Genomic DNA, 20,461 nt, shown 5'->3' with positions numbered 1-20,461 from the left:
ACCGGAGTGGACGCCGGTCTACCATCAGTAATCTGGGGGATCAGACATGAAGGCCAAAGAGAATGAAACCGCGCGGCTATAAAAGGCGCGCGGCACGGATCACCACACACTGCGATGCGGTGCTCATTGAGCCGGACGGTTGCAAGATCGATGTGGTCATCACGGAGGTATCGCGGGACGGATTCCGGCTGCAGTCGCGTGCGGAACTCGTTGAGCGCGAGGAAGTGCAGCTGCAGGTCGCAATGGACAAGCCGATGCGGGCACGCATTCAGTGGACACGCGGCTTCGAGGCCGGTGGGCAATTCCTCGACCCGCCGGAGTTGGACTAGACCCGCAACGCTGCCGCCATTTCCGCCTCGCGTTTCAGATTGCGGGCGAGTTGCGCCACGCCGCTGAGATATTGCGGCGGAATATGGATGTCGCGGTAGTTCAATTGGGCCGCCGCGCGCAGGGTCCAGAAGGGGTCGACCAGGTGCGGGCGGGCCAGGGCAATCAGGTCGGCCCGGCCGGCGGCGAGGATCGAGTTCGCATGGTCGGGCTCATAAATGTTGCCGACGGCCATGGTGGCAAGTCTGCCCTGGTTGCGGATGCGGTCGCTGAACGGCGTCTGGAACATGCGGCCGTAGACCGGCTGCTGGCCTTCCCAGGTCTGGCCCGCCGAGACATCGATGAGATCGGCGCCGGCTTCGGCGAACGCCTCGCCGATTAGTACCGCGTCCGCAGCGGTTATCCCGTCTTCGCCCGCCCAGTCGGTTGCCGAAATGCGCACCGACATCGGTCGATCCGATGGCCAGGCCTCGCGCATTGCCGTGAACACTTCGAGCGGGAAGCGCAGCCGGTTTTCGATTGAGCCACCATATTCGTCAGTGCGCCTGTTCTGCAGTGGCGTGATGAAGCCGCTGAGTAGATAGCCATGAGCCGCGTGCAGTTCGACCATGTCGAAGCCGGCCTTCAGGCCCCGGCGAGTAGCGGCGACGAACTGGTCGCGGACCTCGTCCATGTCGGCGCGGGTCATGGCTTTGGGCACCTGGTTGTCTGCAGACCATTGCACGTCGCTCGCGGCCATGACCGGCCAATTGCCCTCGACCAGCGGTTCATTGTCGCCCTCCCAGCCGAGCTTGGTCGAGCCCTTGGCGCCGGAATGGCCGAGCTGGAGGCAGATTTTTGCCTTGCTGTTCGAATGGACGAAATCGACGATCCGCTTCCACGCCTCGACCTGCTCGTGGTTCCACATGCCGGTGCACCCCGGGCTGATGCGGCCTTCCGGCGAGACGCAGGTCATCTCGGTGAAGACCAGGCCGGCGCCGCCGACCGCACGCTCTCCCAGGTGGACGAAATGCCAGTCGTTGGGGACGCCGTCGACCGCCGAATACATGGCCATGGGCGAAACCGTGATCCGGTTCTGGATTTCCATGTCACGCAGCTTGAAGGGGGCGAACATCGGTGGCGCGGTCTTGTTCGATTGTCCTTCGGTCGCCCGCTTCCAGAACCAGCGCTCGACACCTTCGAGCCACTCGCGGTCGCGCAGGCGCAGGTTCTCGTGGCTGATGCGCTGGCTACGGGTGAGGAGCGAATAAGCGAACTGCAGCGGTTCGAAATGCGTGTAGCGCTCCAGTGTCTCGAACCATTCGGTCGAATTGCGGGCGCTGTTCTGGAGCTTCAGAACCTCGAGATTCCGCTCCGCCTGATATTCTTCGAGCGCATCGGCAAGGGCGAGGTCCGGACGATTGAGGACTTCCGCGAGCTTGATAGCGTCTTCAAGCGCCAGCTTGGTGCCGCTGCCGATCGAAAAGTGGGCGGTGTGAGCGGCGTCTCCAAGCAGGATGACATTGCCGTTCGACCATTGGTCGCACTTGATGCGGCGGAAGTTCAACCAGGCAGCGGAGCCGACAAGGTGTGAGGCGTTCGACTGGAGCTTGTGGCCGTCCAGATATCTGGCGAAGAGTTGTTCGCAGGCGGCAATGCTCTCCGCCTGGCTCATTCGATCGAAGCCAAACTTCTCCCAGGTCTCTTCCGAACATTCGACAATGAAGGTCGAGCAATCAGGCGCGAAGCGATAGGCATGGGCCCAGATCCAGCCGTGCTCCGTCTCCTCGAACGCAAAGGTGAAGGCGTCGAAGACCTTGGACGTGCCGAGCCAGACGAACTTGTTGCGGCGAACGTCGATGTCCACCGCGAAAGCATCCGGATCGGCGTCGCGAAAACGGGAGTTGGCGCCATCGGCGGCGATGACGAGGTCGTATTCGCGCCACCGCGGGTCGGCCGGATCACATTCCGCATCGAAGTGAAGGACCACCCCTAGCTCGCGGGCGCGGCCCTGGAGGATTTCCAGCATGCGTTTGCGGCCGATACCGATGAAGCCGTGCCCGCCAGAGGTGATGGTCTCGCCGTGGATATGGACGTCAATGTCGTCCCAGTGGGCGAACTCGCTGGTGATCGCCGCGGCCGAGACCGGGTCATTGGTGGTGATGTTGTCGACGGTGAGGTCGGAAAAGACGACGCCCCAGCCGAAGGTGACGCCGGGCGGATTGCGCTCGAAGACTTCGACCTCGTGGCGCGGATCGCGCAATTTCATGGAAATGGCGAAGTAGAGGCCGGCTGGCCCACCCCCGACGCAGGCGATCTTCATGCCGCGCACCCTAGCGCGCCGAACGGCAGTGGCTCAATCCTCGGGCGCGACGGTGACGACGATGCCATCCAGGGCCTCGGTAAACGGGATTTGGCAGGCAAGCCGGCTGTTGGCCTCGCGCCAATCGGAATAGCCGAGCAACTCCGCCTCGTTTTCCCGGACCGGCTCCAATCGTGCGAGCCAATCCTCGGCGACATGGACGTGGCAGGTCCCGCAGGATGCGAAGCCGCCGCACAGGCCAAGAATTTCATCGATCCCGGCGCCCTTCAGCGCATCCTTCAGTGATTGCCCGGAGGTGGCCTCCACGGCCTCCTGGCGACCGTCTCGGCGGGTAACGTGGATGGTCGGCATGCGGTGCCGTTTAGGCCTGTGCGATGCCGACGCAAGTCGCGATTCGGGGTGTTCCGAGTCGCGCCCGAGTCGGGCGGGACGAAGCCTCAGGAACGCGCCGTATCGTCCCGATTCGAGACGAAAAGCCGCATTTTTTTCCGCACTTCCATCCCCAAGCTTCCGTTTGCCGGAAGGCCCGATGAATCGCGGCAACAACCCATTTTAACCTTTCAGAAACTTTGATCAGAAAATTAACAGAAATTAACTGTTCAAATCAGCGATGAATCTATTCGTGCATATCTTCTGGTGAGCCGGAAGAATAAAGCGCATAAATGAGCCACCCTTCCGATATGTAATGTTTAGTTATACTGCACCTTCATTAAGACTGTCATTGAAGGTTAACCAAGAAATACCAATGATAAATGTCCAAAGTTAGCTGAATCAAACTTCGGATTACCGTGCCCGACTTGCCTTTTTGCTTCGCTTAAGTCTTTTTTCCTCGTGAGCGCGGGCAATCCCTGAATGGGTTAACCAAATCCGGTTAACCGGCAGGACCGGTTGTCATGACAGCGCGATGGCATTTTTGCGCCGCGGCCGAGGGGCCAGCGCAACAGGGCGAAGGTGGGGTTTATGCGCTACGATGATGCTTCTCAGGCGGGTTCGGCCACTGACCATGTGTCTGCACACGACGACACCGCGCAGCTCGCGGGCAACGACTTCGGTCAGACGACCGGCAACATCATCACTGGGACAGGAACCGTCAGCGGTTCGGCCGGTGCCGATATTTCGGGACCAGGCGCCCATATCACCGCCATTTCCGGCGCAGGCGGGTCTGACGACTCGTTCGACGCCAATGGCCACCTCGTGGTCGCCGGCCAGTACGGCACGCTGACCATCGATGCGAACGGCAATTATTCCTACGCGCGCAACGCGGGCTCGCCCGAAGGCGTCTCCGACACCTTCACCTACACCCTCGCGGACGCCGCCGGTTCCAGCGACCAGGCCAAGCTCGTCATCGCCATCGGCAATCCGCCGATCCTGAATGCGCAGGGCTCGCAGACGATCCAGACGGCCAATGGCGCCGTCGTCCTCCCGGCCGGCGTCGAGCTATCCGACGTCCACGTCCAGGGTCGTGACCTCGTCATCACGCTTCCCGACGGTTCGACGATGGTCATTCCCGACGGCGCGGTCTTTGTGCCGCAGCTCGTCGTCAATGGCGTCGAAGTCCCGGCGTCCAACCTTGCAGCGCTGCTGATCGATTCCGAGCCGAAGCCGGCTGCGGGCGACCAGGGCCCGAACCAGCTGTCCTCAGGCGGCAACTTCGAGGTGCCGGTTGCGCCGCTCGATCCGGGCGTGCCGCTGGGCGACCTCATTCCGCCGACCGAGCTGCATTACACGCCGCCCGAGGTCCATGAATTGTTCCCGCCCGTGCAGAATCAAGAGCCGATCATCGGCGTTTCGGCGGTCAACGTGTCGGACGAGGGCGTGTCTTCAGTTGATACGCCGAACCCCGACAACGTCGGCTCGCCCGACACGACCAATAATCGCATCAACAGCGGCATCCTGCCGGTTTCCGATCCAGACGGCGACCCGCTGACGGTCACGCTGACCGCGCCGACCGAGTCCCTCACCTCGCAGGGAACGGCAATCACCTGGTCGGTGAGCCCGGATGGCCAGACGGTCACCGGGACGGCAGGTGCCAATGTCGTCATCACCGTCCATATCGATTTCATCGACGCGGCGGGCGCACACTACACCGTCACTCAGTCACGGCCGATCGATCATCCGGTCCATGGCTCGGAAGATGGCGTAAGCTTCGTTGTCGGCGCCACCGTCAGCGACGGCCAGGCGACGACGATTGGCGGCGCAATTACCGTCACAGTCGAAGACGATTCTCCGACCATCACCGGCCAGATCAGCGAACCGACGCTGGTCGTCGATGATACGACCCTCCTCGTCAACGCGAGCGCCAGCTTCAGCGGCGTCGCCGTCACGCACTTCGGTGCCGACGGCCCGGCCGGCGCGAACGCGCTTGTCTGGTCGCTGAGCACCCCGGGTGGAGCGAGCGGCATCATCGACGTTGCGACCGGTGAGCAGGTCAACCTCACCCTCAACGGCGGCGTTGTTGAAGGCCGTACGGCCACCACCAACCAGCTGGTCTTCACCGTCAGTGTTGACGGCAGCGGCCTGGTCACCCTCGACCAGATTCGCGCCGTGCAGCACAATGACCCGACCGACCCGGACGAACCCGGCGCCAGCGCCGCGACCCTTTCGTCGGATGGCCTGATCAAGCTGAACCTCGTCGCGACCGATCGCGACGGTGACTCGGCGTCGATCAGCGTCGACATTGGCCAGAACCTGCAGTTCAAGGACGACGGCCCCTCGATCGCGACGAATTCCGCCAGCGAGCCAAACCTGGTGGTCGACGAGACAAACCTTGCAGCCGACGCTTCGGCCTCGTTCGCCGGCCTGTTTACGCAGGGTAATTATGGCAACGACGGCGCCGGCTCGACCGGCTATGCCGTCACCACGGTTAACGGCACCGATAGCGGCCTGGTCGATACGCTGACTGGGCAGCACATCTTCCTCTATAACGACGGCACGGGCGGCGTGGTTGGCCGCGTCGGTACGGGCGGCGTTGCCGACTCGAACGGTGCGGTTGCCTTCGCGGTGACGGTGAACGGTTCCGGTGTGGTGACCCTCGACCAGTCGCGGGCGATCTTCCACACTCCGGACAGCGGTCCAGACCAGCCGTCGGCGACCATCACCGACAGCGCCATCCAGTTGGTGGCGACGATCACCGATCGCGACGGCGACCAGGCTTCGGCCAGCGTCAACATCGGTTCCAACCTGACCATGAAGGACGATGCTCCGCACATCGGCGCGTCGAGCGGAACAGAGCCGACCATCACGGTCGACGAAACCAACCTGGCCACCAACGCGAGCGCCAGCTTCGCGGGCTTCCTTGGCGCAGCCGGCGCCGGTTACGGTGCAGATGGCGCCGGTACGACTGCCTATGCGCTGCATGTGGGTGCAGGCGGTGTTGCCAGCGGCCTGTTCGATGTCGCCACCGGTAACCAGATCTACCTCTACGACGTCGGCGGCACGATCGTCGGTAAGGTGGGTTCCGGCCCGGCGACCGCCGATTCCAACGGCGCGACCTCGTTCACGGTCAGCGTCGACAGCAATGGCTTGGTCACCCTCGACCAGGTGCTCGCGCTTCAGCATCCGAACGCGTTGAACCCGGACGATTCGCTAAGCATGGCGAACGATAGCCTGATCAGCCTGTCACTGACGGTCACCGACAAGGACGGCGACGCAGTTTCATCGAGTGTCGACATCGCTTCGAACCTGACGTTCAAGGACGATGGCCCGCACGTCGAGGTCACGACGCTCGCCGAGCCGATTCTGACGGTTGACGAAACGACGCTTCCGACGGCGATTGGCCCGATCAGCTTCATCGACGATTTCAGCTTTGGCTTCGGTGCCGACGGCCCGGCGGCCGCCGACTCGAAGGCCTTCACCCTGTCGATCGTCTCCGGTCCGAGCGGCCTGGTCGATACGGCCACGGGCAACCAGGTGTTCCTGTTCCTCGAGGCCGGCCAGGTGGTTGGCCGCGAGGGCACGAGCCTCGGCGATGCCGCCAGCGGCGACATCGTGTTCACCGTTTCGGTGAACGCCAACGGTGAAGTCACGCTCGATCAGGACCGCGCAGTCGTTCATGGCGACCCGACCGATCCGGACGAGGCGGACACGCCCGCAACCCTTTCGGCGGACGACCTCATCAAGCTCAATATGATCGTCACCGACAAGGATGGCGACCAGGCGAGCGCGTCGATCAACATCGGACGTAACCTGCACTTCGAAGACGACGGCCCCAGCGCCACGAACGAAGCCCAGCAGGACGTCAACGAAGGTGCCACCAAGTCCGGCACCTTCGACTTCCTGACCGGCAATGACGGCGGCGGTGTGACGCACATCAACGGTACGCTGTTGGTCTTCGACGGCGTCACCCACTGGAGCCAGTGGATTGCGGTCGACGACGGCCAGATCCGCGCGATGGCCGACGGCCATTATGAGTTCCAGGCCAACAACAATGCCTCGGGCATCACCAGCGGCACCTTCACCGTGACGGACGGCGACGGCGACCCGGCGACGGCCAATTGGGCGTTCAACATCCTCGACGTCGGCACCCCGACGGCGGGCAGCAGCACTGCCCTGGCCGATGACGATGGCCTCGCCGGCGCAGCTGCTGGCGGCACCAACGACATCGACGCCAATGTCGGCGAAGTCGCAGTGGTCAATCCGAGCGAGGCGGTCTTCCATGGCGACCTCAACGCCGATTTCGGCAGCGACGGCGCTGGTACGATCAGCTTTGCCGAAATGGTCGGCCAGTTCCGCATGGTCGGAACCGAGCGCGTCCACTTCACCTGGGACAACGCCACTCTGACTCTGAGGGCCATTGTCGATGCGACCGACGGTGTGAATCCGCAGGCCCGTGCCGGCACCGAGCTGTTCAAGGTCGTTCTCGACCCCAGCCTCAACGGCAATTACACGCTGACGCTTGAGGACAATGTCCTGCATGCGGCGGGCGGCAATGATGAAACGAGCGCGCCTAACGTCCAGCTCCTCTTCCACATCGTCGACAGCGACAATTCGCCGGCAGGCGGCGCGGGGGGCCAGCTGAACATCACGTTCAACGACGATATGCCGACCCTCGGTGTGTCGAGCGGCAGCGAGCCGACGCTCACCGTCGACGACACGACTCTCGCGACTAACGCGAGCGGGAGCTTCGCAGGCGTCCTCGGCGGTTCGGGTGCGTCTTACGGCGCCGACGGCGCCGGCACGACGGTCTATGCCCTGCATGTGGGCGCGGGCGGTGTTGCCAGCGGCCTGTTCGACGTCGCCACCGGCAACCAGATCTACCTCTACGATGTCGGCGGCACGATCGTCGGCAAGGTGGGCTCTGGCGTTGCGACTCCGAATGCTTCGGGCGCGACCTCGTTCACGGTCAGCGTCGACAGCAACGGCCTGGTCACGCTCGACCAGGTGCTGGCAATCCAGCACTCGCCGGATAGCGGCCCTGACCAGTCGACCAGCATCGCGACCGACAGCCTCATCAGCCTGTCGCTGACGATCACCGATGCTGACGGCGACGCTGTTTCCTCGAGCGTCAACATCGCCTCGAACCTGGTGTTCAAGGATGACGCACCGCATCTCGGTGCGGCGAGCGGCTCCGAGCCGACCCTGACGGTCGACGATACGACCCTCGCCACCAATGCCAGCGGCAGCTTCGCCGGCGTCCTCGGTGCGGCCGGTGCGGGCTATGGCGCGGACGGCGCCGGCACCACGGTCTACGCGCTGCATGTGGGCGCGGGGGGCGTTGCCAGCGGCCTGTTCGACGTCGCGACCGGCAACCAGATCTACCTCTACGATGTCGGCGGCACGATCGTCGGCAAGGTGGGCTCGGGCGTAGCAACTCCGAATGCTTCGGGCGCGACTTCGTTCACGGTCACCGTCGACAGCAACGGTTTGGTCACGCTCGACCAGGTTCTGGCGATCCAGCATTCGCCGGACAGCGGTCCTGACCAGTCGACCAGCATGGCGACCGACAGCCTCATCAGCCTGTCGCTGACCATCACCGACAAGGACGGCGACGCGGTCTCCTCGAGCGTCAACATCGCCTCGAACCTGGTGTTCAAGGACGATGCTCCGCATCTCGGCGCGGCGAGCGGCTCCGAGCCGACCCTGACCGTCGACGATACGACCCTGGCCACCAATGCCAGCGGCAGCTTCGCCGGCGTCCTGGGCGCGTCCGGTGCGGGTTATGGAGCGGACGGCGCGGGCACCACGGTCTATGCCCTGCATGTTGGTGCGGGCGGTGTGGCGAGCGGCCTGTTCGACGTCGCCACCGGCAACCAGATCTATCTCTACGATGTCGGCGGCACGATCGTCGGTAAGGTCGGCTCCGGCGTTGCTACGCCGAACCCGGCCGGCGCGACCTCGTTCACGGTCACGGTCGACAGCAATGGCCTGGTCACTCTCGACCAGCAGCTGGCGATCCAGCATTCGCCGGACAGCGGTCCCGATCAGTCGACCAGCATGGCCACCGACAGCCTCATCAGCCTGTCGCTGACCATCACCGACAAGGACGGCGACGCCGTTTCGTCGAGCGTCAACATTGCCTCGAACCTCGTGTTCAAGGACGACGCGCCGCACGTTGGCGCATCGAGCGGCTCCGAGCCGACCCTGACCGTCGACGATACCACTCTCGCCACCAATGCGAGCGGCAGCTTCGCCGGTGTTCTTGGCCTGGCGGGATCGGGTTATGGCGCGGACGGCGCCGGAACGACCGCCTTCGTGCTGACCGTTGCGGGCGGAGGCGTGGCGAGCGGCCTGTTCGACGTCGCTACCGGCAACCAGATCTACCTCTATGATGTCGGCGGCACGATCACCGGCAAGGTGGGCTCCGGAGTTGCAACGCCGAACCCGGCCGGCGCGACCGCGTTCACAGTCAGCGTCGACAGCAACGGTCTGGTCACGCTCGACCAGGTGCTGGCGATCCAGCACTCGCCGGATACCGGTCCTGACCAGTCGGTCAGCATGGCCAACGACAACCTCATCACGCTGAACCTGGTCGTGACCGACAAGGATGGCGACGTCGCTTCGTCGAGCGTCGGCATCGCCGGAAACCTGGTGTTCAAGGATGATGCCCCGACTGCTGTCAGCGCAGCGGCGATCACCACCGGTCACCTGACCAATGGCACTGGCAGCGCCAGCGCCAACCTGGACGGCGGCGCCGGTGGCGACAGCATTGTCTCCAACAACTTCGGTGCGGACGGCGCGGGCAAGGTGATCTTCACCACGGCCACGACGGACGCTCTCACGAACCAGCATTACAAGCATGGTGGTACGGAGCTCAGCTACCTCATCACGAATGGCGGCCAGACTCTGACCGGGTTCATCGACACGACTCCCAACGGCGTTGTCGATGCCGGCGAGACCGTCTTCACGATCCAGCTGCAGACCGGTGTTGGTGGCAATGAATACACCATCACCATGAACCAGACGATCGACACGACCCAGACCGTCAACTTCACTGACACGCTGTTCGACTTCATCGGCGGCAACAAGGGCTGGTTCGGTATCGTTCCGAATGGCCAGGCACCTGGCGACACCCCGGTGGACGACGACAGCCATGACCTGTTGATCACCCCGACGAACGATACGTCGATCAACACCAGCGGTATCTTGGGTGGCGTCGACACCGGCCAGTCGGTCGGCGTGGGCGAAGGTTTCCGCATCGACTATGTCGTCGACTTGACGGGCACGCCGCCGAACAACTTCACCAACGGCAATGCCAGCGGCGCCATCTTGAACTCCGGTGACCCCGTTTCCGAAGCCAACCACTGGTATACGAACGGCGCGACGGTCACGATGCGTCAGTCGACGGGCTCGGACGTCAAGTTCACCGCCTATAACGATACGGACAACGACCAGATCGTCGGCGATGGAACGATCGACACGATCACTAAGATCGTGATCACGTACACCAACAGCTCGGGCACTGGTTTCAGCAGCGGCGACATTGTGCGGGTGGATAATGCTTCGCACAACGTGACGCTGAACGGTGTAACCTTCAGCTACCAGTTCAACCTTGACGGAACTGTGGACGTTCACAACGTTCAGGGTGCCACCGGTGCGAACGACAATCCGGCCACGACGGTCGCGGTCTACACCGACACCAACGCCGGCTTCGTGCCGTCGGCTGGCGACCCGCTCGGCTTCGACAGCTTGGTGGTCACCAACATCGGCGGCGACGACTTCAAGTTCGCCGGCTTCGGTGCGGTTACGACGACTGCGGCACCGCTCGACCTGAGCGTTCCGATCAGCATCGTCGACAAGGATGGCGACGTGGTTTCCAGCGGTAACCTGGCAATCCACGCCGATGCCGCCACACCGCCGGTCGTCCTCGACCTGAACGGTGACGGTGTCCACTTCCTGAGCCGGGATGCCGGTGTGAACTTCGATTACGGCGCAGGCCTGGTGTCGACAGCCTGGGCGGCATCCGATGACGGCATCCTGGTCCGGGACGCCAATCATGACGGCAACGTCACTGGCACGGAGATCGTCTTCGGCGGCAATGGCGTGACCGACATGGAAGCGCTGCATGCCCAGTATGGCGCCCAGCTGGATGCCAGCGACGCCGACTTCACCCAGTTCGCCGTCTGGAATGACGCGAACAGCAACGGTGTCGTCGACGCCAATGAGCTGCACAGCCTGGCCGAAGCCGGCATCACCAGCATCAACCTGGTGAGCGACGGCATTGCCTATACGGCGGCGAACGGCGACGTGGGTGTGGCGGGTACGTCCACCTACACCAAGTCGGACGGCTCGACGGGCCAGGCAGCCGACGCTTCCTTCTCGACGGGCTCCGCCAAGGCCACGCAGGAAGTCGAGCGTGTCGCGGCCAACAGCAACAGCACCGCGCTTGCGGCGGCGGTTGCGGCGGCGGGCGTTGCGGCCAGTTCGGCTGCGGCGGCTACGGCTCCGTCCTTCGGCGTCTCCGAAGCGGCCATCAGCGCGGCGATCGTCGGCAAGGTGGCTTATGCGGGCGATGCCAGCTTTGACAGCGGCAGCCACTTCTCGGCCCTGTCGTCCCTGTCCAGCGGCGGCTTCGAAGCAAGCTCGTTCCAGTTGGCCGGCACTTCGCACACCGCGATCGCTGCAAGCCATATCGGCGAGCTGACTTCGGCCTTCTCGATCGGCAATGGCCCCGGAGCCCTGCTCGATGCCACCGACTTCGGCGGCGCCATGCACTTGCAGGCCATGCCGACCGCAATGGCTGTGGGAATGCCTTCGATCCATGCGCTGGTCGCGTCGGCATCGGGTATGGAAGCTGCGACCAGCAGCTTCGGTATCCAGCATACGGGCCAGGTCCAGCAGATCGTCGCTGACGCGCTGCACGGCGGCGGCTCGGGCGGCATGGACATTAACGCCTTGTTGAACGCGCTGCCCGGCGCGGGACTCGGCGACAATGCTGGGCTCAACGGCCTGGCAACCCAGATCGGCCACGACGTGCCGACTTGGGACATGGGGCATGCTGGTGCCTTTACGTTCGGCGCCACGAACATCATGACGCAGCCAATGGTGCTTCATCATGATGCAGTTCAGCCAGTCGTACACGGCTGATCACGGATAGGGCCCCTGGTGGACGGGGGCCCTTATTCGCAAGACCAGAAGGGGGAAGACATGAAGAAGCAATGGATGTTGATTCCCGGAGCGTTGCTGCTTTGCGCGACTCCGGCTACCGCGATCGAACTGAGGGATGCCGTCCAGGCTGCCCTCAATACCAACCCTGAAATCCGCCAGGCGGTTCACAATACGGAAGCGACCCGGCACGAGCGTGAGCAGGCGGAAGGCCTGTGGTATCCGCGTATCTCGGTCGAGGCCTCGGCGGGCGTTCGCAAGCTCGACAACCCGACCCGGCGTGAAGTCGGCCTCGATGACAATACGCTTTGGCCGGTCGAAGCCAGCGTCACCGCTGACGAACTGTTGTTCGACATGGGCGGCCGTAACGCTGAGATCCGCCGCCAGGCGTCGCGGACCGATGCCGCGGCGGCCCGCGTTGAAGAGCGTTCCGAATATGTCGCGCTCAACGTCGCTCGCGCCTACATCGATTATGTCCTTCAGCAGCGGCTCGTCGCCATCGCCGAGGACAATGCGTCGTTTCACGAGAAGCTGGCCGGCGACCTTCGCGAAGGCGTCGCCAAGGGCTCGATCAGCATTGCTGACCAGCAGCAGGCCGAAGAGCGCCTGCAGTCGGCTCGTGCTCGCGTTACCGAGGCTCGCGAAGACCTCGACACCGCCGGCATCGAGTTCCGCACTTTGGCCGGTATCCCGGTTGACCAGGTGACCATGCCGCCGGATCTGACCCAGTGCATGCCGGCGACCCTCGAGGAAGCCGAGCAGCTGGCCCGCGAGCATAACCCGCGTGTCCAGGAGTCGATCGCCGATCTGTCGACCGCCCGCGAGCTGATCACCGCGGCGCGTTCAGACATGGGCCCGCGCTTCAATCTTGAAGCAACTGCTCGCGTCGGTGACGACGTCGACGGGGGGCCGCTGGACCTGGGCGTTTCGGGCCGCACGACCGACCTTTCGGCTCGTGTCGTAATGCGTTGGCTGGTCTTCAACGGCGGCACCAACGTCAAGAACGTCCGTGAGCAGCAGGCCCGCGCCGATGAAGCGCATGCCCGCCTGTTCGAAATGACCCGGCGCGCCGAAGAGGACGCCCGCTCCGCCTGGAGCCGGCTGACCAACCAGGCCCGCCTGGCCACCGAGCTCGAGACGCAGAACCGCGTCGCCGACGATTTGCTGCTTTCCTATCGCGAGCAGTTCAATGTCGGCCGCCGTTCGCTGCTCGACGTCCTGGATGCGCAGAACACGCGCTACAATGTCCAGGCGCAACTTGAGACCGCGCGCATGGCCAAAACCTATGCGCAGTATCGTGTGCTTGCAGCGTCCAACCGGCTGATCGAGTGCCTGAACGTTCAGATGCCCGCCGCCGCGTGGAGCGATGAACGCACGCACTACAAGGTCAATCCGATCCCGGCCGAGGACCTGCAAGAAAATAGCATGCCGCAGCCGGTGATGGGTCCGCCCGCGCCGACCGGCGGACGCTGAGTGTGAAGGGGACAGGCGTTGAGTTTCATGCATTGGCTGGATTCCACGCCCTCGCGTGAGATTGACCCTGTCCTCGACTGCCTAGCCTTCCTCGCGCGCCAGGCGGACCGGCCGTCTTCCCCGGTCCTCCTGCGCGCGGGGTTGGCGCTTTCCGACACCGGAACGCTACCCTTTCACCAGATCGAGCCGGCGCTCGACCAGGTCGGGATGCGCGGCGAGCCCATGGTGCGCCGCCTTCGCGGCTGGCCGCTCCAGAAGCTGCCTGCCATCCTCGAGCTCGAAGACGACCGCGCGGCGATCCTGCTTGAAACCAAGGGCACCGACGGCCTTCTCTATGCACCGGGCCTTGCCGAGCCGAGCTGGGTAAACCTGCGCGAAATCGAGCCGGCCTATACGGGCCGTGCGGTCTTCGTCGAAGCCGACCCCACCCGCGAGCGCGAGTCCGAACGTCCTTGGGACGAAGCGCGCCGCAAGCATTGGTTCTGGTCGGAAGCCTGGAAGGTTCGCCGCCAATTCTGGCCGGTGATGCTGGCCGCTTTGGTCGTGAACCTGCTCGCTTTGGCGATGCCTTTGTTCACGATGAACGTCTACGACCGGGTTATCCCGAACAAGGCGATCCCGACCCTTTGGGTCCTGGCGCTCGGCGTCATGCTCGCGCTTGCCTTTGACTTCACCCTGCGTCTCGCGCGCTCGCGGCTGGTCGACGAAATTGGCCGGAAGCTCGACGAGAAGCTTAGCCAGAAGCTCTTCGAAAAGGTCATGAACCTGCCGATGGCGGCGCGGTCGGGAAGCACCGGTGCGCTCGCCAAAAGGGTTTCCGAATACGAGCTCGTGCGCGATTTCTTTGCATCGACCACGGTCGTCCTGCTGGTCGACATCAGCTTCCTGCTGCTGTTCCTTGTCCTCATCATCGTACTCGGCGGCTGGCTGGTGCTCGTCCCGATCGCCGGCATCGCGCTCATGATCGGCGCCGGCCTCAGCCTGCGTCGCGCCATGGCCCGCGCCGCGCTTGATGCGCAGGCGGACTCCAGCCTGCAGCATTCGGTGCTGGTCGAATCCATCGGTGGCATCGAGACGCTCAAGGCGGCTCGCGCCGAGGGCCAGATGCTCGGGCGCTGGAAGCGTTATTCCAACATGTCGGCGGCGACGTCCGAAGAACAACGGCGCCTCACCGCGGTGGCCGTCAACCTCGCCTCGCTGTCGCAGCAGCTGATCAGCATCGGCCTGCTCATCGGCGGCTTCTACCAGTTCAACGAAGGCAAGATGTCGATGGGCGCGATCATCGCCATCGTCATGCTCGCCGGCCGCGCCATGGCGCCTGTCGGCCAGTTCGCCTTCATCATCACCCGCGCCCGCCAGGCGCTGACGACGATGGATTCGCTGCAGCGACTGATGGACGAAGAGGACGAGCGCCAGGCGGCTTCCCGTTCGATCGTCCCGGAAATCCGCGCCGGCACCATCGAACTGAGCCACGTCAACTTCCGCTATCCGAGCGCGGCCCGCGACAACCTCTCAGACCTCAATATCAAGATTGAGCCGGGCGAGCGCATCGGCATCATCGGCCGCGTCGCTTCGGGCAAGTCGACGCTCGGCCGCCTGCTCTGCGGCCTCTACGCGCCGACCGACGGCGTCATGACCATCGACGGCCTCGACAGCCGCCAGTTCCATCCGCACCAGGTCCGCGAGTCCTTCCGCTACGTTGGCCAGGATGCCGAACTGTTCAGCGGTTCGGTCCGCGACAACCTCATGCTGGGCGCGGCCAAGGCCGATGATGCCCAGCTGATCGATGCGGTGGTCCGCTCCGGTGCCGACATCTTCCTGTCGCGCGATGCGGCCGGCTTCGACCTTCCGGTCGGCGAGCGCGGCTCGCGCCTGTCAGGAGGCCAGAAGTCGCTGCTGGTCCTCGCCCGTGCCTTGGTCAGCCCGGCGAAGATGCTGTTCCTCGACGAGCCGACCGGCGCGATGGACACGCAAACCGAGAACTACTTCATCGAACATCTGAAAACGGCCCTGGCGCCGGATCAGACTTTGATCGTGTCGACCCATCGCCACCAGATGTTGTCGATCGTCGACCGCCTGATCGTCATCGATGGCGGCCGTATCTTCGCCGACGGTCCTCGCGACCAGATCCTCGGCGGCCTGACCCAGCAGGCAGCGAAGAAAGGAACGGAGAAATGACCGTCCTTCATATCCCCCGCACAAAGGGGATGCTGCTGTCAGGCGCTGGGCTCGCCTTCCTGGGTACGGCGGCGCTCACCATGAGTTCGCTATCGGAACCGGCGGTCGCGTCCGACAGCCGCCCGATTTCTGCCGGCAAGGCAGCGGCGCTGATCCAGGCGACGACCGGCGATGAGGCCAACAAGGTCGAAGCTGTCGGCGAGCAGGCCAAGGTCATCAACGCAGCTTTGCCGTTCAGCGATGCACCTGTCCTCGCCGCGCGCGCCTTCGTTTTGCCCGCTGGCGAGACGCTCGACCAGCGCCGCGCCGTCCTCTGCCTGACCCAGGCGGTCTATTACGAAGCGGGCTTCGAACCGATCGAAGGCCGTCGCGCAGTTGCGCAGGTCGTGCTCAACCGCATGAGGCACCCGGCCTTCCCGAAGTCCGTCTGCGGCGTCGTCTACCAGCATAGTTCTACGCCGGTCTGCCAGTTCACCTTCGTTTGCGACGGCTCGCTCTTCCGCAAGCCCGAGGCTGCGGCCTGGAAGCAGGCCGAGCAGATCGCTCGCGCGGCACTGGCGGGCTATGTCGAGCGCTCCGTCGGCAACGCGACCCACTATCACGCCGATTATGTCGCTCCGTACTGGGCGCCGATGCTGACCAAGATTACGCAGCTTGGCGCGCATATCTTCTATCGTTGGCCGGGCGCCTGGGGGCAGCCGGCCGCCTTCACCGGCCATTATATCGGTGAGCCGCGCGATCCTGTCTCGATGCGCCCGCCGGTTGTGCTGGCGAAGCTGACGACCGGCGACGGCCAGCCGATCGTTCAGGGTCCGATTACCGATGGCACGGTCCTGCACCGCGCGCCCAACGATGTCGGCGGCCTGCTGGACACGACGAAGGGCTGGACGCTGACCATCCCGATGCCAAACGAGACGGGCTCCGCGACGCAGCGCATTGCGGCGAGCCAGGGCACGCCGATGCCGGCTCAGGCGACCCAAAATGACGCAGCCGCCGAAACCCGCGTGATTGCCTCACGCTGATCTAGTAGAAGTCACTGGTATATGGCGTCTCTTTCCTTCCTCCCGACGATCCCCAAGCATCGTCAGCCGCTGACCGGCTCGCAGCGTGTCATCGTCATCACGACGATCGGCTTCTTCCTGTTCATCCTCTGGGCAGCGCTGGCCGATGTCGACGAAGTGACGCGCGGGCAGGGGAAGGTCATTCCCTCGAGCAAGGTGCAGCTCATCCAGGCGACCGAAGCGTCGACCATCTCCGAATTGCTGGTCCGGTCCGGGCAACAGGTGAAGCGCGGCCAGCTGCTGGCCCGCCTCGACAATCCGGAGAGCCGCCAATTGCAGGCAGAGACGCAGGCGCTGGAAGCGCGTTCGGCCCGCCTTGCTTCGGAAGGCCTCGGCTCCTCGGCCGGTAACCTCGACAGCGACGAAGCAACCCTGACGCAGGTCCGCCGTGAAGCGCTTTCGAGCCGCGTCGCCGCGCTCAACGCCACCGCCGAACAGCGCCGTCGCGAGATGGCCGAAGCCAATGCCAGCGTCAGCAGCCTGAGCAACAGCCTTGAGCTCGCCCGGCAGCGCGTGTCGATGCTTGAGCCGCTGGCCGCGAAAAACATCGTTCCACAGACCGAGCTCCTCGATGCCCGCCGCGAGGTGGTCGATTTGCAGGGCCGCATCGCCGGCGCCCGCGAGCAGGCCGGCCGGGCCGCCGCCGCCATCAGCGAGGCGCGCAACCAGGCGAACGAGGCCAATTTCACCTTCCGCCAGGACGCGCTGAATGAGCGCAGCCAGGTCGAGCAGAAGATCGCGGTCAACGAGCAATCGCTGGGCGGCAAGGGACCGCTCGGCCGCCGCGAACTACGATCTCCGGTCGACGGCGTCGTCAATGACGTCAAGGTGACGACGATTGGCGGTTTCGTCGCCGCGGGCGAGAAGGTCATGGAAGTCGTGCCGATGGGCGAGAAGCTGCTCGTCGAAACGCGTGTGAAGCCAAGCGACATCGCCTTCATCAAGGTCGGCGACAAGGCTTTGGTGAAAGTCACCGCATACGACTTTTCAACCTATGGCGGGCTTGAGGGCAAGGTCGTCCAGGTGTCGGCGGACTCGATCTATGACGAAAACGAGAAGCAGCCCTATTTCACCGTGATCGTGGAAACTCAGAAGAGCTACTTGGAATCCGGAGCCCATCGTCTGCCGATCACGCCGGGCATGATCACCGACACGCAGATCATCACGGGCCACAAGAGCGTCATGCGCTTTTTGCTGAAGCCGGTTCTGAAGGCTCGCAGCGAAGCGCTGCGCGAGCGTTAATTGGCGGCGGCGCCCGGCGTCACTGCAACGACGCCGGCAGCGGCGGCAATCGTTACCGGCGGGGTCGCAACCTTGTCATTCGACGCATAGGTGATCGGCGGCAGCTCGCGGCGATAGCCGTGGGTCCAGACGTGGTTGCCCGAGAAGGTCACGATCGGGTGGTAATCCACCATCTCGAAACTGTCGATCAAGCGGTCGGTGCCATTGTCCAGCACCAGCAGCCGGTTGTCGGCGCGGGCGACCAGCACCGCATGATCGGCACGGCGCAGGGCATCGCGCAGGATGACCAGGTACAGGTCCCTCTCGGCGAATCCGGCGCGGCGCAGCAGCTGCATCTTGGCGATCGCATAATCTTCGCAATCGCCGCGGCCGCGGCTCAGCGTCTGGGCGGCGGAGGTCCACAAATCGGCAACGCCATATTGCTTGATGTCGTCGACGAAGCGAACTCGCGAATTCACGTAGTGATTGACGGCGACCAGCTTCTCCATCGCCCCGCGTCCGTTGAGGCCGGCCGCATAAGCGCCTGACGCCGCCCCGACCGGGCCGTTCTCGACCTTCTTCCAGCGGCGGTCGAGCGTCGTGTGGCCGATCGGCAAGGCGACCGAATTGAACACATCCGGTGCCGTCATCGAAATCGCCGGCCGGTACGTCGGCATCACCGCCTGCACCATCGGCGCGCCATAGCTCGCTGGAGCGACAGCAGGCTGAGCGAGGGGCGGCTGGCCCGATTGTTGTGCCAGGAGCTGGGCGAGCCGGCTCTCTCCGCCGAGGATCGCGTAGGTCTTGCTGGACGTATAGCTTTGGACGGTCTGCGCGGCGGCCGGCGCGGCGGACAGCGCAAGAGCAGCGGCGGAAGCGAGAGCGATCCTGGACATGGCCCTGCTTTTCGCAAAGCAAGGCAAAGATACGGTTCAGGTCCATGGTTAAGGCGCTGTTTACTGTGTGATTTATTGCTCCGCCGCCGAGAGGAATTTATCGACGGCGGCATTGAACGCGGCCGGCTGTTCGGCATTGGCAAGATGGCCAGCACGCTCGATCGGTTCCAAGCTGGCGCCGGGAATCAGCCCCACAAGCTCCTCCGACAGCGCCGGCGGGGTGATCCGGTCCTCCGACCCGCAGAGGACAAGCGTCGGGACGCCGATCGCTCGCGCCCGTTCGACCTGGTCGGCCAGCCATACGGCTTCCGCGCCCATGCGATAGGCGGCAGGGTCGATCGCAGCCATCGCCTCCACGCATTCGGCGCGAAGCTCCGGCGTCGCCTCGCTGCCAAGCAGCACGTCGATCCGTCCCTCCGCCAGCGCCCGCATGCCGATCGTCCGGCTCGCCTCGGTCGACCGTTCGAAAATCCCCTGGCCGTCGGGATGCATGGCGAACGTGTCCGCGAGGATCAGCGAAGCGCAGCGCCCGGGCGCACGCGCGTGCATGGCAATGGCAACGACCCCGCCGAGCGACAGGCCGCACACATGCGCTCGCTCGACACCCAGAGCATCCATCGCCGCCAAGATCGCCGCCGCGAAGTCGTCGCGGCTCGCGCCGTCGAGCAACCCGCTTTCCCCATAGCCCGGATAATCGAAGGCGATCGCCCGCCGCGATTGCCCGAAATGTTCGAGCTGCGGCCGCCAGACGCTTTTGTCCGACCCCACGCCATGCAGGAAGACGATCGGCACGGCATCGCTGCCGCCCGTTTCCACAAAGCCGATCCGTCCGCTGCTTGTCGCAATCGCCGCCATCCCCTCATGATGCCGAGCGGCAGAGGCTTTGCAAGGGCGGGCGCCGCGACTAGCCTTGCCAGCAATGACCAGCATGACGGTGAATGGCGAAGCGGTCCGCTTCCATCTCGATCCCGGAACGCCCCTCCTGTGGGCGCTGCGCGATGCCGCCAACCTCACCGGCGCCAAATATGGCTGCGACAGCCGCGGCTGCGGGGCCTGCACCGTCATCGTCGACGAGCGCGCGGTGCTCAGTTGCTCGCTGACCATCGGCCAGCTGGAAGGCGCGGACGTTGTCACCATCGAAGGCCTGTCGAGCGAGCGCGCCCACCCCGTGCAACAGGCCTGGGCCGCCGAGCAGGTCAGCCAGTGCGGCTATTGCGACCCGGGCATGATCCTCGCCATCGCGGCGCTCCTCAAAGCCAGCCCGCGTCCGACCGAGGCCGAGATCGCGGCGCTTCCCAACATCTGCCGCTGCGGCGCTCAGCCGCGCATCCGCCGTGCCATCGATCGCGCCGCCGCGGCGATGGCGGCAAGCGGCCCGCCGAATGCTGAACCGCCGATATCGTCACGGTTCAGCAACGGCTCATCGCCGGAGGAACAGAAAGCGACGCAGTAACAGGGTGTGT

11 protein-coding genes are annotated in these 20,461 nt (G+C 64.5%); 7 read left to right on the top strand and 4 right to left on the bottom strand.

The annotated features are described in order from the left end of the window. Positions 1-62 precede the first annotated feature (62 nt). Positions 63-329 carry a hypothetical protein gene (locus LZ536_RS12930; protein WP_249849188.1) on the top strand — a complete coding sequence of 89 codons (267 nt, stop codon included), beginning with the start codon at positions 63-65 and terminating at the stop codon, positions 327-329. Here the strand turns inward: LZ536_RS12930 and LZ536_RS12925 are convergent. Beyond that, the gene (locus tag LZ536_RS12925; protein WP_249849187.1) at positions 326-2,629 is read right to left on the bottom strand and encodes a bifunctional salicylyl-CoA 5-hydroxylase/oxidoreductase; all 2,304 of its coding nucleotides are present in this window, start codon (positions 2,627-2,629) and stop codon (positions 326-328) included. The two genes, LZ536_RS12930 and LZ536_RS12925, sit on opposite strands and share 4 nt — an antisense overlap. Positions 2,630-2,662: 33 nt before the next feature. Continuing rightward, positions 2,663-2,980: a 2Fe-2S iron-sulfur cluster-binding protein gene (locus tag LZ536_RS12920; RefSeq protein WP_249849186.1), complete on the bottom strand. Its 318-nt coding sequence runs from the start codon at positions 2,978-2,980 to the stop codon at positions 2,663-2,665. Between the two features lie 609 nt (positions 2,981-3,589). Between LZ536_RS12920 and LZ536_RS12915 the strand changes: the two genes are divergently transcribed. Genes LZ536_RS12915 through LZ536_RS12895 form a run of 5 tightly spaced genes read left to right on the top strand, consistent with a single transcriptional unit; the run spans position 3,590 to position 18,123 of the window. Beyond that, entirely contained in the window at positions 3,590-12,151 is an 8,562-nt protein-coding gene (locus LZ536_RS12915; protein ID WP_249849185.1) for a DUF5801 repeats-in-toxin domain-containing protein, read from the top strand. A gap of 60 nt (positions 12,152-12,211) precedes the next feature. After that, the gene (locus LZ536_RS12910) at positions 12,212-13,642 is read left to right on the top strand and encodes a TolC family protein (RefSeq protein WP_249849184.1); all 1,431 of its coding nucleotides are present in this window, start codon (positions 12,212-12,214) and stop codon (positions 13,640-13,642) included. A 27-nt stretch (positions 13,643-13,669) separates the two neighbouring features. Next, on the top strand, positions 13,670-15,820 hold the full coding sequence (locus LZ536_RS12905) for a type I secretion system permease/ATPase (protein ID WP_249849235.1): 2,151 nt from the start codon (positions 13,670-13,672) through the stop codon (positions 15,818-15,820). Then, positions 15,817-16,842 carry a cell wall hydrolase gene (locus LZ536_RS12900; protein ID WP_249849183.1) on the top strand — a complete coding sequence of 342 codons (1,026 nt, stop codon included), beginning with the start codon at positions 15,817-15,819 and terminating at the stop codon, positions 16,840-16,842. The genes LZ536_RS12905 and LZ536_RS12900 overlap by 4 nt, the downstream gene beginning before the upstream one ends. Before the next feature lie 21 nt (positions 16,843-16,863). Then, on the top strand, positions 16,864-18,123 hold the full coding sequence (locus LZ536_RS12895) for an HlyD family type I secretion periplasmic adaptor subunit (RefSeq protein WP_249849182.1): 1,260 nt from the start codon (positions 16,864-16,866) through the stop codon (positions 18,121-18,123). Here the strand turns inward: LZ536_RS12895 and LZ536_RS12890 are convergent. Both LZ536_RS12890 and LZ536_RS12885 read right to left on the bottom strand, forming a co-directional pair. After that, entirely contained in the window at positions 18,120-18,998 is an 879-nt protein-coding gene (locus LZ536_RS12890; protein ID WP_249849181.1) for a transglutaminase-like cysteine peptidase, read from the bottom strand. The two genes, LZ536_RS12895 and LZ536_RS12890, sit on opposite strands and share 4 nt — an antisense overlap. Positions 18,999-19,070: 72 nt before the next feature. Further along, positions 19,071-19,853 carry an alpha/beta fold hydrolase gene (locus LZ536_RS12885; protein WP_249849180.1) on the bottom strand — a complete coding sequence of 261 codons (783 nt, stop codon included), beginning with the start codon at positions 19,851-19,853 and terminating at the stop codon, positions 19,071-19,073. Between the two features lie 64 nt (positions 19,854-19,917). Between LZ536_RS12885 and LZ536_RS12880 the strand changes: the two genes are divergently transcribed. Beyond that, entirely contained in the window at positions 19,918-20,451 is a 534-nt protein-coding gene (locus LZ536_RS12880; RefSeq protein WP_249849179.1) for a (2Fe-2S)-binding protein, read from the top strand. The last annotated feature ends 10 nt before the right edge of the window (positions 20,452-20,461 follow it).

Source organism: Sphingomonas alba, from assembly GCF_023516555.1.
GTDB lineage: Bacteria > Pseudomonadota > Alphaproteobacteria > Sphingomonadales > Sphingomonadaceae > Sphingomicrobium > Sphingomicrobium album.
The sequence above is the reverse complement of the archived record's forward strand: the minus strand, read 5'-3'. Positions and strand labels throughout refer to the sequence as shown.

Coding starts and splice junctions, on each gene's coding strand:
- LZ536_RS12930 (WP_249849188.1), top strand. CDS start 63: ATGAAACCGCGCGGCTATAAAAGGCGCGCGGCACGGATCACCACACAC.
- LZ536_RS12925 (WP_249849187.1), bottom strand. CDS start 2,629: ATGAAGATCGCCTGCGTCGGGGGTGGGCCAGCCGGCCTCTACTTCGCC.
- LZ536_RS12920 (WP_249849186.1), bottom strand. CDS start 2,980: ATGCCGACCATCCACGTTACCCGCCGAGACGGTCGCCAGGAGGCCGTG.
- LZ536_RS12915 (WP_249849185.1), top strand. CDS start 3,590: ATGCGCTACGATGATGCTTCTCAGGCGGGTTCGGCCACTGACCATGTG.
- LZ536_RS12910 (WP_249849184.1), top strand. CDS start 12,212: ATGAAGAAGCAATGGATGTTGATTCCCGGAGCGTTGCTGCTTTGCGCG.
- LZ536_RS12905 (WP_249849235.1), top strand. CDS start 13,670: ATGCATTGGCTGGATTCCACGCCCTCGCGTGAGATTGACCCTGTCCTC.
- LZ536_RS12900 (WP_249849183.1), top strand. CDS start 15,817: ATGACCGTCCTTCATATCCCCCGCACAAAGGGGATGCTGCTGTCAGGC.
- LZ536_RS12895 (WP_249849182.1), top strand. CDS start 16,864: ATGGCGTCTCTTTCCTTCCTCCCGACGATCCCCAAGCATCGTCAGCCG.
- LZ536_RS12890 (WP_249849181.1), bottom strand. CDS start 18,998: ATGTCCAGGATCGCTCTCGCTTCCGCCGCTGCTCTTGCGCTGTCCGCC.
- LZ536_RS12885 (WP_249849180.1), bottom strand. CDS start 19,853: ATGGCGGCGATTGCGACAAGCAGCGGACGGATCGGCTTTGTGGAAACG.
- LZ536_RS12880 (WP_249849179.1), top strand. CDS start 19,918: ATGACCAGCATGACGGTGAATGGCGAAGCGGTCCGCTTCCATCTCGAT.